At 56.3% G+C, this 14,040-nt stretch carries 11 protein-coding genes; 8 read left to right on the forward strand and 3 right to left on the reverse strand.

Annotated features, from left to right (window positions below):
* Positions 1-23 precede the first annotated feature (23 nt).
* Together A3CW_RS0144330 and A3CW_RS0144335 are read left to right on the forward strand one after the other, a co-directional pair.
* Complete coding sequence (locus tag A3CW_RS0144330; protein WP_035515938.1) at positions 24-821, forward strand: putative hydro-lyase; 798 nt, start codon at positions 24-26, stop codon at positions 819-821.
* An 86-nt stretch (positions 822-907) separates the two neighbouring features.
* A complete protein-coding gene (locus A3CW_RS0144335; protein WP_028209179.1) occupies positions 908-2,104 on the forward strand; it encodes a M24 family metallopeptidase in 1,197 nt (398 codons plus the stop codon).
* Positions 2,105-2,237: 133 nt separating this feature from the next.
* Here the strand turns inward: A3CW_RS0144335 and A3CW_RS49960 are convergent, their stop codons facing one another.
* Positions 2,238-3,275 carry a LysR substrate-binding domain-containing protein gene (locus A3CW_RS49960; protein WP_051482125.1) on the reverse strand — a complete coding sequence of 346 codons (1,038 nt, stop codon included), beginning with the start codon at positions 3,273-3,275 and terminating at the stop codon, positions 2,238-2,240.
* A 463-nt stretch (positions 3,276-3,738) separates the two neighbouring features.
* Entirely contained in the window at positions 3,739-4,941 is a 1,203-nt protein-coding gene (locus A3CW_RS0144345) for an aminotransferase class V-fold PLP-dependent enzyme (protein ID WP_245623908.1), read from the reverse strand.
* A 374-nt stretch (positions 4,942-5,315) separates the two neighbouring features.
* Between A3CW_RS0144345 and A3CW_RS0144350 the strand changes: the two genes are divergently transcribed.
* The 6 genes from A3CW_RS0144350 to A3CW_RS0144375 all read left to right on the forward strand — a co-directional run bounded on the left by A3CW_RS0144350 (position 5,316) and on the right by A3CW_RS0144375 (position 13,217).
* Positions 5,316-6,617 carry an MFS transporter gene (locus A3CW_RS0144350; RefSeq protein ID WP_051482127.1) on the forward strand — a complete coding sequence of 434 codons (1,302 nt, stop codon included), beginning with the start codon at positions 5,316-5,318 and terminating at the stop codon, positions 6,615-6,617.
* A gap of 130 nt (positions 6,618-6,747) precedes the next feature.
* A complete protein-coding gene (locus A3CW_RS0144355; RefSeq protein ID WP_154678244.1) occupies positions 6,748-7,476 on the forward strand; it encodes a maleate cis-trans isomerase family protein in 729 nt (242 codons plus the stop codon).
* Between the two features lie 140 nt (positions 7,477-7,616).
* Positions 7,617-9,716: a hydantoinase/oxoprolinase family protein gene (locus A3CW_RS0144360; RefSeq protein ID WP_051482128.1), complete on the forward strand. Its 2,100-nt coding sequence runs from the start codon at positions 7,617-7,619 to the stop codon at positions 9,714-9,716.
* A 3-nt stretch (positions 9,717-9,719) separates the two neighbouring features.
* Entirely contained in the window at positions 9,720-11,330 is a 1,611-nt protein-coding gene (locus tag A3CW_RS0144365) for a hydantoinase B/oxoprolinase family protein (RefSeq protein WP_035515939.1), read from the forward strand.
* Between the two features lie 66 nt (positions 11,331-11,396).
* Entirely contained in the window at positions 11,397-11,783 is a 387-nt protein-coding gene (locus A3CW_RS0144370) for a Rid family detoxifying hydrolase (protein WP_028209185.1), read from the forward strand.
* 297 nt (positions 11,784-12,080) lie between these two features.
* A complete protein-coding gene (locus A3CW_RS0144375) occupies positions 12,081-13,217 on the forward strand; it encodes a porin (protein ID WP_028209186.1) in 1,137 nt (378 codons plus the stop codon).
* A gap of 558 nt (positions 13,218-13,775) precedes the next feature.
* Here A3CW_RS0144375 and A3CW_RS0144380 read toward each other — a convergent pair.
* A partial coding sequence (locus tag A3CW_RS0144380) for an IS4 family transposase (RefSeq protein ID WP_028209187.1) occupies positions 13,776-14,040 on the reverse strand: 265 nt, incomplete at its 5' end.

Consider the following 14,040-nt stretch of genomic DNA (forward strand, 5'->3'; position numbering starts at 1 on the left):
TGNCNNTTNATTGNAGGTAAAACATGTTGCGCGAACAATTGAGTANTGCGTCCGGCAGACAAGTGCGCGAGGCCGTGCGTGCGAAGCAGTGGACCCGAACGACACATGGACTGGCGCGCGGGTACGTGCAGGCGAATCTCGCGATCATCCCCGAGCGGTATGCGTTTGATTTCCTGCGGTTTTGCCAAAGAAATCCCAAACCCTGTCCGTTGCTCGAGGTAGGTGATCCGGGAAATCCTGAAATGTCTCGCACGGCGCCGGGTAGCGATATCCGCACGGATCTTCCGGGCTATCGGGTCTACCGAGATGGTTCATTGGTCGAAGAGGTGTCCGATATCGGCCGTCTATGGCGGCCCGACCACGTCGCTTTCCTGCTGGGATGCAGTCTGTCTTTCGACGAAATCCTGACCGACGCGGGTATCTCGCAACGTCATCTGAAGGAGGAAAATGGGAGGCTCTCTGTTTATATTACAAATATTGCCTGTGAATCAGCAGGTGTATTTAAAGGACCAGTGGTAGCGGCTATGCGCCCCATTGCAAGGAAGGATGTCAGCCGCGCGATAGAGATTACCGCACGGTATCCACTCGCCCATGGCGGGCCGCTTCACGTGGGCGATGGCCGGGACATCGGAATCAGCGATCCGACAAAAGTTGACTGGGGACGCTACACCCCGCCCGCGGAAGACGAGATTGAGGTCTATTGGGCCTGCGGTGTAACGCCGCAGGCGGTTGCGATGGCGTCAGGAATTCCCGAGATGATTACGCACTCGGCCGGACATATGTTTGTAACCGATGTCGAACTGAGCACGACCAGGGCCTGAGTCGGCAGTATGCACGGTGGGTCTCTGGAGGCGAGTCCGAATGCCCCTCGACCCGGACTTTTCCCTNGAATCAGGACATGAGAAATATGCTGCTGAATATCGAACGACTCAATGAGATGATGGCGCGCCATGGGCTGGATGCCGTTGTCGCGACCTTGCCGGAAAACGTGACGTACTCGAGCGGGTATTGGGCGCTCTCCCAGTGGATCCGTCGCGGTCCCCAGTCCTATGTCCTCATTCCGGCGCCCGGCCGCGGCGAGCCTGCCATCATCGCCGCGACCAGCTTGCTCGATCAATTGGCCGATCAAGATGACGTGTGGATCNCGAAGGTGTATCGATACGGATTTTTCTCGGTCGAACAAACGAGTGGCGTGACGCTGAATGCACTCGACCAGCGTCAACTCGAACTGTATAACCTTCCGGACCATGGGACGGCGATCAATGCGCTGTGCGCGGCAATTAACGATTGCGGCCTAAGTGGCGGCGTCATTGGTCTCGACGAGCTGGGTCTGATGCCCGGCAACTTCGAGGAAATCCGGGCGCGACTACCGAACGCGAACGTGAAGCCGGCGCTGGAAATTTTCCGTTCGGTTCGCGCCGTCAAGACTGAGGAAGAAGTCCGACGCCTGCGACGTGCGGCGCAGATTGCCGAGCAGTCCATCGCATCTGCACTGGAAATCGCCAGGCCCGGCGTCAGCGAACGAGAGCTGGGGCTGGCGTTTCATGAGCGCACTGTGTGCGAGGGCGGTTATCCGGTATTGGGGTGCATCGGGTCTGGCCCACGCTCCGCCATGCCGAACGTTGAGCCCGGAGAGAGAAAGCTAGAGTATGGCGACGTCATCCGCTTCGACGTGGGCGGTCGGTACCGACATTACCGCGCGGACATTGCGCGCATTGCAGTGCTCGGCGAGCCCACCGAACGTGTTCGTCAATACCATCGCGCGCTACACGTCGGTGTGCTCACAGCACTTGAGATGATCCGTCCGGGCGTGAAAACGTCCGATGTCTTCGATGCCGTTGTTAAAGCTGTTCAGCGGGAAGGAATTCCGCATTACAAGCGCAGCCACGTCGGGCACGGTATCGGCATCGACGGGTACGACGTTCCGAACCTTACACCGTCGAGCACGGTCGTGATTGAAGAAGGGATGACAATGTGCGTCGAGACGCCGTATTACGAACTCGGCAGCTGGGGGCTCCAGGTCGAGGACATGATCGTTGTACGCCGTGATGGCATCGAGTCCTTGATGTCGACTGATGGCGCACTAAGGATTCTCGAGCGCTAGGTCGGTACGCGCGATGCCGTCCCGTTCATGCATGAGCGGGACGGCCGTCGCCGGATCGACGCGAGCATTTGTTCAGACAGCAGGGTACCTGTTTTGTCACGGACTTGCGTCAACGCGAAACTTCGCTTTGACACTAGACCGGCCCGTCATTGTCAAGGGAACTGTCGGCTCCACGTGTGGGCGCGTCATATGACGACGGATCGTCGTCACCGGTGGCGCGGCGCTTTTGCTGCCTTAGAGCGCTAGCAATTCGGTCGAAGACAGAAGATTGTGTTGCAATCAGGTCGCCCGCGATCGAGATCGCAGTATCGACGACGTGATGAGCCATCTGCAGAATCTGTGACGGCGCGGCGGCGGGGTTTACTAGAAAGCCATAGGTAACGTTCAGTGGCACCGTTAACCTCCGGGCAACGACGCCACGATCTCGAAAAGCGGAAGCAAGAATGGGGTCGGAAATCGAGACTCCAACGCCACGAGCGACCAATTCGCATGCGATCGCGCCAGATCCCGTTTCCATAATTGGTCTAAACGGCTTTCCGACGCGGACTGCGGCCATATCGATCTGTGAACGCAAGAGCGTAGTGTGCCCGAGCGCAATGAATGGCTCCGTCGCCAGTTCCGCGAGGTCAATAACCTCCTTCACGGCTAGCGGATGTGCCTCAGGAATGGTCGCGACCAGTTCCACATCGGCAAAGCTAAATAACTCCAGGTCCGTCTGGGTGAATGGTAGAGCAACGACGGCAAGATCAACGTTGCTTCGAGAGGCCCAAAGACCTATCTCTCTCACACAGAGCTCAATTGCGAACTTTGTCCCTTCCGCGCGGTGCACGCTCTCGATAGCGCTAGGCACCAGATTAGCAAGCAGGAATGGTTCCGCTGCAACCACAAGCGGACGCCCTCTCTTCTCCTTGATGTCTTCAGCAAACCCTGAAAGACGATCGAAGTTTGATAGCAAGGGCTCGATGTGTGCATAGAACCGCAAACCATCGGCGGTAGGTATCAGGCGCCGCCCTTCGCGGGTAAAGAGCTGAAAGCCCAAGGATGACTCCAGGCCGGAGATCATGCGGCTGATTTGGGGTTGCGTGCGAAAGATGATCGCCGTTGCACCGGTTGCGGTTCCAGTTTGCATTATGGCCCGAAACGCTCTCAACCATTCAAGCCTGATCTCCATTCAGTCACTCCGCTGCGACCAACGAATTAGCATCTAAGAGCACGAGTGCAAGACGCGCGCGAAGCCGTGCGTGCACTGGGCGATTTCAGAAGCGTTGCGAGCCGAGCTGCATTATCACGACCGGTACGAGTGACATCGTGCCTGTTCGCAGCATGCAAGGTTTGCTATCGGCAGGTGTCGATCATAACCTGATGAAGGCCGCAACGAGTTAAGAAACGTAGGCGCGTGCTGGTGCGAGGGGATGCCCGTAGATCGAAGTAGCGGGGAACAGGGGAGCGCAAGGCTTCGCTGATACCGCACGTTCTTGGCCGAACCTCGGCTAACAAGGGAAGCAAGATCGGCTTGACCGCACAAGGCCCTTTTCGAACCGGGCGGGGGTGGTGACCGTCATATGCCAAAAACTTGCGGCTAACGGCACGCAGAGTAGGCGTGGGTTAGCCGCGCAACTATTTGCTGGGAGCGGTCAGCAGCCTTTCAGCGCTGCAATCATGCGATCAATATCGTCTTCGCTGTTGTAAAAGCTCGGGGAGATCCGAAGTGCCCCGGCGCGTACCGCAAGATCGACGCCGGCGGCGCTCATGTCTCTCTCAGCGCGTTCAACGTCCAGATTGTCCTTGGTGAACGAGAGCAAGCCTGAGGTCTCGTTGGGATGGCTGCGCGGACTGATGATGCGCCAGCCGTCCGACTGAAGCGCTTCTGCGGCATACGTCACGATGTCCGCGATTCTTTGTTGGGCTGCCATCGGCGTTACCGCTAGGTGCATCCGGACGGCCGCGTCAAGGCCCCAAATACCGGGGAAGTTCGCCAAAGCCTCTTCGAAGCGAGCTGCTCCTGGCCGATACTCAAGGTTGTAGTCCATGTGCGCCTCTCCGCGGTCCACCGTATGGTAACCAACGCTCGGCGGATCAAGGAGATCGATCGACTTCTCGTTGCAGTAAAAGATGCCGGTGCCGATTGGCGCGAGAAGCCATTTATGGCCACCAAACGACATAAAGTCGACGTGTAGGTCGTTGAGGTTTAGGGCCTGATTGCCAACCCATTGGATTGCATCTAGGTTAAGCAGCACCTTGCGCGCCGAGCACAACTCGGACACTGCGACGAGATCCTGCTTGAAGCCGCTGGAGAACTGCACTGCACTCAGAGACAGGAGCCGGGTTCGGCTATCAATCAACGCAGCGATGTCATCCACCAGGATTCGGCCGTTCTTCGCCTTGATCCATCGGATTTCAACGCCAAGCTTCGCCAATTTCATCCAGCAATACACGTTCGACGGATATTCAATATCGGGCAGGAGAACGTTGTCGCCTCGGCGCCACTGGAGACCGTTGGCAACTGTAACGAGCCCTTCTGTCGTGTTCTTTACGAACGCAATCTCGCTTTGCTTCGCACCGATCATCGCTCCGACACGAGCCTTGATGGCAGTTTCCGCATAATCGCACCACTGAGGGTAGTGATTGCGGCCGTTATCGCGGACATCGCTCATGAAGTGCTGCATCGCTGAAAGAACCGGTGTCGATGCGGGCGCGATCGAGGCGTTGTTCAGATACGCCCGACGACGAGCGATTGGAAAAAGATTCCTCACATTTGCAAGCGAAATGTCTAGTGGGGCATCGTCGCGGAAAGGTGTCATAGCAGGGCTACCTTCCTGTTGTTCGGCTACAAGCATCTCCATCTCCCTGAAATCTTCGTCACGTGAAGTTGTGGCCGAGTGTAGGCGTGCCATAACACTTTCCCCAAATTCGTTCTGTGTTGTCGCTTATGCGTTCAATGCATGCGTGGATTGGCTGGCGTTCATTTTTGCGAGGCTGAGCACTGCGTGCAGTAGATTTGGAGCCGGCTTGGTTCCGTATGACAAAGAGGTTGACACAAGACCGGACACTGGCGCCCTCATTGAACAGGGTGTTATGTATGCGAGGCATAAGGATGCAATTTTGGTGCATTTGCGTTCTCTTTTGATGGGAGTCATCCTCATCGCAACATCGTGAAACGGTGATTTCCGGGGGCAGATCGATGGCCTCTCGATGACTATAAGGAAGAGACATGTTCGAAGATTCAAGTCGGCCGGTGCGCCCCTCGCCTGATGCTGAGACAGACACTGTGGCGGCGTCCCTCGCCGGAAGTAAGAGGCCGTGGCGCGCCGATATCCTTGCAAAACATTGGTGGGCGCTTGCCGCTGTCGTGCTGGGAAACGTGCTGGACGCGTTCGACGTGATGGTCTACGCGTTTGCGTTGACGACAATTCTTCACGAATGGCGGCTTACGACACTGCAGGCAGGTTTCCTTGCGACCGTCTCGCTGCTGGCATGCTCCATAGGGGGTGTTGTATCGGGCCCGATTGCAGACAGGATTGGTCGCAAGCGGTCGATCGTTCTGTGCATAACCGTCTTCACGATTTTTGCAGGGCTAAGTGCCTTCACGCAGAGTCTTACGCAACTGGCGGTTACACGCGCGATCTTGGGCTTGGGTTGGGGCGGAATGTGGACTGTTTCAGTTTTGCTCATCTCCGAATCCTGGCCTGTCAAGCACAGGGGCAAAGCTCTCTCGGTGATGCAGGCTGGCTGGTCGCTCGGTTACATTGCTGCCGCCGCAGCTTCTGCACTTGTTCTTCCCGTTTTTGGTTGGAGAACCCTGTTCTTCCTTGGGGTCATTCCTGGTCTGCTTATCTTTTGGATCATTCGACACGTTGACGAAAGCCCGCTATACGTAAGAGCGCGTGCTGAGAACCGCATGAAGGCGGACTACCTTCAAATTTTCAAAGGCGATATGCGCCGTTCGACATTGATGATGTGCCTCATAAGCACGCTGACAATGTGCGGGTACTGGGGCCTGTTCACCTGGCTTCCCGGCTATCTCAGCCTTCCAATCGAAAAAGGAGGAGTAGGTCTCAGTATCGCTAAGTCCTCGGGGTTCCTCATCCCTGCGATGATCGCCGCTTGGTTTGGAAACGCGTTCTTTGGAGTCTTGGCTGACAGGTTCGGTCGTCGTCCGGTTTTTGCAGTATATGTCCTGGTATCGTGCGTGATGATCTATCTGCTTTCGTCTGTCCGTGACGAGACTTCGCTTTTGATCCTCTCACCGTTCGTCGGTTTCTTCGCCGCAGGAGCGTTTGCTGGATTTGGCCCCATGCTGTCGGAGGTGTTCCCTACTAGTTGCAGAGGTTTCGGCGTCGGCTTTTGCTACAACTTTGGCCGTGGCATCAGTGCGTTCGCTCCGGCAGTCATTGGTCTGCTCAGTGAGTGGTATGGCATCGGTGGGGCGCTCTCCATTACCGCCGGTTTTTACCTATTAGCTGCGGGCGCCGTTTTCCTCGTGCCAGAAACTGCCGGTAAAGAGCTGGAGTAACAACTCGTGCGTTGATGAGCAATTGTGTGGAGTGAGCAAATGTGTGCTCGATCGCTGCTGACCACCCACAACCTAATTCTCTGTCTGCGCCGATGTGCGGGTGGACGGACTGAAAGATATGACTCCGGTTATGACGACTGATCCCCGTATGACAGGTCCACGCGTCGGCTTGATCCTTCCATCGCTGAATACAACGACGGAGCCGGACTTCATCCGGCACGCGCCAAGCGACGTCGGCATTTTCGCGACGCGAGTGTTTATGAAGGTTTCGACACCCGACGACCTTCGCGCGATGAATGCGCAACTGGACAATGCGTCCAAGATGATCGCATCAGTTATCCCGGATGTTGTTGTGTACGCATGTACTAGCGGCACCTTCCTTGATGGCAATTCTGCGCTCGCAGAAATAACATCAAGGATTGAATCGCTGACCAGTTGTCCTGCCATTACGACGTCGGGAGCCTTGCTGGACGCCCTTGCGGCTCTGTCCGTCTCGAAGCTCGCGATCGCAGCTCCATATCCGGAGGACGTGACGGCAGCGGAGTGCAGCTTCTTTGCAAGTAACGGCTATGACGTGGTGTCGAGCCGGGCGCTTCTGCGCTCGGGACATGAGATCCGCAAGATCAGCGCCGCCGAGATCGCAAGGCTGGTGCTTGACGCCGATTCACCCGATGCAGATGCGATCGTGGTGAGTTGCACGGACCTTCGTGCATTTGAATTGGTAGCCGATCTCGAAAAGAAGGTGCGGAAGCCCGTACTGACAAGCAACCAAGCTACCCTTTGGGCGGTGCTAAGGCAGCTGAAGAAGCCTTGCGCCTCGGCTCCCGCCGGATCTTTGTTTGAATTGACGAAAGCGTGAATGCCCGGGAGGGGAGTGACCAGCATCATTCTGCGGTTCTTTGAGCGCAATGCATCGGACGCGTATAGACCGTTTTTTTCGCATTTCCTCGCGCTCAGTGCCTCGGACAGACGTTTTTTACGATTAGCAAAGGGCATCAAATGCATACCCAAGACAACGCCAGGCATCGCGACTACAGGCTGTCGGCTGACATCGGTGGCACGTTCACAGACATCGTTCTCGAAGGCCGAGGGCAGCGATGGTCCACTAAGACCTTGACGAGATATGACGCCCCGGAACAAGCGATCATCACAGGTCTCCAAGCTGTACTCGCCGACGCGGGGATCTCGACTGCAGACGTCGGAATTTTCATTCACGGGATGACGCTTGCGACGAACGCCGTGCTGGAACGACGTGGGGCTCTGACTGCTTTTCTGACGACAAAGGGGTTTCGCGACGTTCTCGAGATCGGCTACGAAACACGCTATGCGCCCACTGATCTGATGCTGGTTAAGCAAAGTCCGCTAGTGCCTCGGCAGAGGCGTCTCGTGGTCGACGAGCGAGTGTCGGCAAAGGGTGATGTGCTTGTGCCGCTGGACGAATGTGCGTTCGACGCAATTGCCGAGCGGCTCACGCAGGAACGAGTCGAAAGCGTGGCAATTGGTTTCCTTCATGCGTATGCCAATAGCGTGCATGAAGAGCGTGCCCGCGAACTGCTGCTTCAAAGAATGCCTGGCCTATCGATCAGTCTGTCCAGTGAAGTCTGCCCCGAGATTCGAGAATATGAGCGATTTTCTACGGTTGTCGCCAACGCGTACGTTCAGCCGATCGTTGAACGTTATCTTAACAAGCTGCGTAACAGCCTTGACGAAATTGGACTGACTGCTCCAGCGTTGCTAATGGGATCCGCAGGCGGCGTGATGCCGCTCGATATCGCCAAGCGTATTCCGATCCGTCTGATTGAGTCCGGCCCCGCAGGCGGCGCAGTCTTGTCGGCCTCGATCGCCAAGGAACTCAAACTGCCTAAGGTTCTGTCGTTTGATATGGGCGGTACAACGGCCAAGATCTGTTTCATTCAGAATGGTGAGCCGCACGTTGCACCTCTGTTTGAAGTTGACCGACAAAGTCGTTTCCAGAAAGGGAGCGGTCTGCCTCTGCGAACACCTGTGGTCGAGCTCGTTGAGATCGGCGCCGGAGGCGGCTCGATTGCATCTCTCGACCGAATGAACAGGATTGCCGTGGGTCCGCGCAGCGCGGCTTCTGAACCAGGACCAGCGTGCTATGGCCGGGGTGGTGATGAACCGACAGTGACGGACTCCGACCTTATCATGGGTCGGCTGGACCCACATAATTTCGCCGGGGGCCGAATGCCGCTGAATACGTCGGCTTCCGAGGTCGCAATCGAGCGGGTCATCGGTGATGCGTTGAGTCTGAGCACCACGGAGTCGGCGTTCGGTGTTGTCGAGATTGTCGACGAGACGATGGCCAACGCTGCACGGGTGCATGCGGCCGAACTGGGTCGCGAATTGTCGGAGCACGTCATCATCGCGTTTGGCGGAGCCGCTCCTCTGCACGCCGGAAGGCTTGCTGAGAAGCTTGGAATCGACACAATTATCATTCCTCGTAACGCCGGCGTTGGGTCCGCGTTGGGCTTCCTGCGTGCGCCAATCGCGGTTGATCTCGTTCAAACAGCTGTGACCTCTTTAACCAGCTTCGACGCGGCGACGGTGAACCAACTGCTTGATGGAATGCGGAAGAGGGTCGAAATTCTCGCGGGCGACCTGAAAGAGCAGGAGCATCTGACCGCTTCGTTTTCGTGTGCCATGCGCTATCGCGGACAGGGGTACGAAATAGCAGTGCCCATCGAGCGCCTTCCCGCGACGGTACAGTCTCTTAGCCATGCCTTCCAGGCCGAGTACGCACGACTCTTCGGACGGATCATTCCTGACGGCGAAATTGAAGTCGTGTCTTGGCAATTGCGACTTTCGAAAGCAACTTGGACTGCGGCAACAGCTAGCGATGCACCGCAGGCTCGACTATCGGAAGCGGAGTTCGTATCTACGCGAGAGATTTTTGAGCCGCGTATCGGCTCGATGGTCAATCATCGAATCTACGAACGAAAGCGCATGAATGTGGGCTCCCGTTTCACCGGACCCGCAATGATCTTTGAAGACGAGACCAGCACAGTCGTGCCCGCGAGCTTTGACGGCCACGTCGACGAACAAGGGAATCTTGTCCTGACAAAAAAGGAACAGGCCTGAATCATGAAAGATCACGCAACGCTTTCTCCCATCAAGAAGCAAGTCATCTGGACCCGTTTGATGTCGCTCGTCGAAGAGCAGGCACAGACGCTTCTGCGTACCGCATTCAGTTCAATCGTTCGTGAGTGCGGGGATTTGTCGGCAGGTGTCTTCGACACGTCCGGTCGCATGCTTGCCCAAGCAGTCACGGGAACCCCGGGTCATATCAACACGATGGCACGGGCAGTATTTTCCTTCGTCGACGCAATCCCTGTCGACACCATGAATCCTGGTGATATCTACGTGACCAACGACCCGTGGAAGGGTACTGGCCACCTCAATGACTATCTCGTAGTGACGCCGGCTTTTCGCGGCGACAGAGTCGTCGCTCTTTTCGCCTGCACTGGTCACATGACCGATGTCGGAGGCATCGGCCTCAGCCCCGAAGGTTCGGACGTTTTCTGCGAGGGCGTTTATGTCCCGATCATGAAACTCGCCGACAAAGGGAAGTTCAATGAGACCTTGATGACGATCGCGAAGGCGAATTCCCGGGTGCCTACGGAGTTGGAAGGCGATATCTACTCACTGATAGCATCGAACGAAACGGCAGAACGGCGCCTCATGGAGCTGCTCGACGAAAGCGGCCTCGGCGACCTTTCTGAAGTTGCAGAATACATCATTGGGACATCACGAGCTGCAATGAGAGAGCGGATTGCAGCGCTTCCTCATGGCACGGCAACTTACAGCATGACAATTGACGGGTTCGAAGCGCCGGTTGAGCTGGTCGGCACCCTGAAGATCGACGAGACTGGTGTCAGTTTCGATTGGACTGGGACATCTGGACTTTCGAAAAAAGGGATCAACGTTCCGCTCAATTACACCACCGCGATGACGGCGTACGCGCTGGTGTGCAGTATCGCTCCAGATCTTCCTAACAACGAGGGCGGACTTTCCCTTTTCCGCGTTTCAGCGCCAAACACTTCGATCGTTAACGCCGAGCGCCCGCATCCAGTTGCGTGTCGACACATCGTCGGGCTCCTTCTGCCCGACGTCGTTTTTGGCTGCGTGCAGCAGTTGTTGCCAAGCTGCCCAGCGCCAAGTGAGGGTGCGTCCACTCAGTGGACGCTCACATTTCGCGGGGGACAGACAGATGACGCCTACGCAATATCGATCGTCACGAACGGCGGTAGCGGTGCGCGTCCGGGACTCGACGGTCTGTCGGCAACATCCTTTCCAAGCAATGTACGTGGGACGCCTACCGAAATCGTGGAGAGCTCGACCCCCCTGATTTTCTGGAAGCGCGAACTGAGAGAGGCGTCCGGCGGCGTGGGGCAGTGGCGTGGCGGTTTGGGCCAAGACATGGAAATCAGCACTTTGGACAGACGGGATTTTACATTGTTCGCAGCCTTCGACCGCATTGATCATCCGGCTCGTGGTCGCTCCGGAGGGGAGGCCGGAGGAGCTGGGGAACTCTTCTTGTCTAGCGGGTCCGCTCTGCCTGGAAAGGGTGCACATGTAATCAAAGCGAGCGACAGGTTGATCGTCAAAACACCCGGAGGCGGAGGTTACGGAACACCCGGAGAGCGGGACTCCGAAGCACTAGCCACGGATCGACAGGCCGGCTACATCGCTTAATGACCTGCCTTGACCGCTGTGGCGGTCAAGGCAGTTTGCCATAAACCACTCAATTTTCAGCCCATCATGAACCCCATCTATGAAGTTGCTAGCGTTGACGCTCCCCAAGCGATTGGCCCCTATTCGCAGGCAGTGAAGTGCGGGGGCCTCCTGTTCGTCTCGGGGCAGCTTCCGCTTGATCCCATCAGCGGTACCCTGATCTCCGATGCACCGACTGAACAACTCGCGCAGTGTTTGAGAAATATCGAGGCCATCGCTAAGTCGGCTGGCACCTCTATTAGCCAAACGGTAAAGACAACGATATTTCTCACAGATCTCAGCGCATTCCCGCAGTTGAATGAACGGTATGGGGAGTTTTTCTCAAAGCCTTTTCCGGCTCGTGCATGCGTTGAGGTAAGCGCGTTGCCGAAAGGTGCAAAGGTAGAAGTCGAAGCCGTAATCGCTATTTCCTAGTAAAACGTAATAGTCTGTCTGCTTTTCTTGTTTTGTAATTAGTATAACTATGTATGATTTATACCGTATTTCACTTAGTTTGATGCCTGCGGTCGACAGCAACTAGGCACGAACAATTTCAACGTGCAACGGTCCTTGGTATTCTGATATCCGGTGGGCTGCGTCACTGCTGACCTAGCCCGCGTTGACGCTTTTTCCCATTTGATGCTTTCTTGTATCAGTGCTTCCTAAAAAATATTTAGTAACTTCTCACTAATATCAATCCGATAATAAATTATCATTGGAGATCGCATTTCTATGAAGCGTACATTCATCGCGGCCGTCGTCCTGGCCGCATGCAACTGCTCGGCATTTGCTCAAAGCAGTGTTACGTTATACGGGATCATTGATGCCGGTATTGATTACGTAAACAATTCCGGGGGGCACTCTGTAATTCAGGCAGTGAGCGGCGTGAATCAAGGCAGCCGTTGGGGGATGCGCGGCACGGAAGACATCGGTGGCGGCACCAAAGTGATCTTCCAGCTGGAGAACGGTTTCAACGTTTTCAACGGAAAGCTGGGACAAGGGGGCTTGGAATTTGGCCGTCAAGCATGGGTCGGTATCACCAATGCGAACTATGGTACGGTAACCGCCGGGCGGATGTACGACCCTCTGGTTGACGTAATCCAGCCAGCAACTCTTAACGGTCAAGCCGGATCCTTCTTCTCGCATCCGAGCGACTATGACAACACTGACAACGGCTTCCGGATTAACAACGCCGTAAAGTATGTCACCCCGCGTTGGGGCGGGCTTTCCGTAGAGGGCATGTACGCTTTTGGCGGCGTAGCTGGACACTTCGGTCAGAACAGCTCCGTATCCGCAGGGGCGAGTTATCTCTATGGCCCGTTCTACGTCGGTGCTGCGTACTTCTTTGCCAAGAACCCCGCAGTTCAGTTTCCCGATGGGAATTTTCAGGCGAGCACGCCGGCTACGCCTAACACATCCGGAACAGGTATTATGGGTTTCGTGGGTGCACCGGCCAACATGCAGACAATCGCGGTGGGCGGAACATTTACGTTCATGGGCAACAACCAGGTCGGCGCGAATTTCACGAACACACGATTCGACGACGCCAATGGAGTTCCTGGTAATCTCGCTCGCTTCAACAGTTATGAAGCGTGGGTGAAGTATTATGTGACGCCCGCGCTAATGCTTGGCGGCGGTTACACGTTCACCGACGGTACAGTAAACCACGGCGGCGCCAACCCGCGTTACAGCCAGGCAAACGCAATCGTCGATTATTTCCTGTCGAAGCGAACTGACGTCTATGTCATGGGCGTATACCAGCACGCGTCCGGCGGCGCTCTTGCGGCCATCTATCAAGGCGCTGCTGGCAATCAGTCAACTACGAATGTGCAGGTAGTCGCGCGTGTGGGTATCCGCCACAAATTCTAATCATCAATTGGCTACGTCGTCGAGGGGCGACGTAAGTCAATCATTCGAAGGGGGCTCGAGAATTGTGCGCAGCGTCGAAGCCGCTTCTCATTGAACGGCCATGATTCGTTGGCGTCAACTACTTCGTCGTCCATGGCTTTAGCCAAGATGTGCCTATAGACCCTCTGGGGTGAGGCGTAGGAAGCGCCTCTGACAGCATTGGACCGAAACTGGCGATGCGCCCGGGGCGAGCCGCGAGCGGTGCGACAATCAAGAGCGACGCCTAATCTTGAGCCGACGAGAGCATTTAGATCATCGTCGTCGAAACGAGGACATAAATCGGGAAAGCCGAACCGCGATCATACGGATCCGCTAGGAAGCCGAAGAACGTCGGCCCGAACAAAGATGCGATCAGCGCTGGGATAAGGTTTCAGCGTCGGATTCAATAACAATGTTGGTCGCGGCGTATGCGCATTTGCGGCTGTGCTAATCGGTTAGCTCTGCGGGCGGTATGGCGTCGGTGGGGCGCTTAGCATCACAGCAGCCGGCGTAAGCCCACCGCGTTATACACATCTCGGACTACGCGAGTTCATGGCGCAGTCCGCGTAGAGTTTCCGCTGCCGTCATGACGCGCTCCAGACCTTGCCATATCGTCTTTGCGCCCGGTTCGCCGTCGCCTTTGCGAGCGAGGAAGCCACCGCACCGCGCCACCAGTCGGATCATTTCGTTGAGTCCGAGCGGTTTCGACGGTCGTCGTATTTTCAGCAGCAGGTGGGCACCGTGAATCTCGTCAGGATCGAAGAACAGCGTCGCATCAAGGTCGGGACATGTCCGGCCCATACGC

The organism is Paraburkholderia nodosa DSM 21604, assembly GCF_000519185.1.
Classification (GTDB): Bacteria; Pseudomonadota; Gammaproteobacteria; order Burkholderiales; family Burkholderiaceae; genus Paraburkholderia; species Paraburkholderia nodosa.